We start from the raw sequence: 533 nt of genomic DNA on the forward strand, positions 1-533 counted from the left end.
GTTCTTCTTCGGAAGACAGATAGACAGGTGGTGCATGGTTGTCGTCAGCTCGTGTCGTGAGATGTTGGGTTAAGTCCCGCAACGAGCGCAACCCCTACGAATAGTTGCCAGCATATAAGGGTGGGCACTCTATTTGAACTGCCGTTGACAAAACGGAGGAAGGTGGGGATGACGTCAAATCATCATGCCCCTTATGTCCTGGGCTACACACGTGCTACAATGGTGCGTACAGAGGGCGGCGACACCGCGAGGTGAAGCGAATCCCTAAAAGCGCATCACAGTTCGGATTGCAGGCTGCAACCCGCCTGCATGAAGTCGGAATCGCTAGTAATCGCAGGTCAGCATACTGCGGTGAATACGTTCCCGGGCCTTGTACACACCGCCCGTCACACCACGAAAGCTGACAACACCCGAAGCCGGTGACTTAACTTGAAAGAGGGAGAGCCGTCGAAGGTGGGGTTGGTGATTGGGGTGAAGTCGTAACAAGGTAGCCGTATCGGAAGGTGCGGCTGGATCACCTCCTTTCTAAGGAG

1 rRNA gene is annotated in these 533 nt (G+C 54.6%); it reads left to right on the forward strand.

Annotated elements, in window-relative coordinates:
* Positions 1–525, forward strand: a 16S ribosomal RNA gene (locus DCCM_RS08500); the annotation flags it as partial.
* Positions 526–533 lie beyond the last annotated feature (8 nt).

Source organism: Desulfocucumis palustris (assembly GCF_002933875.1).
Classification (GTDB): domain Bacteria; phylum Bacillota; class Desulfotomaculia; order Desulfotomaculales; family Desulfocucumaceae; genus Desulfocucumis; species Desulfocucumis palustris.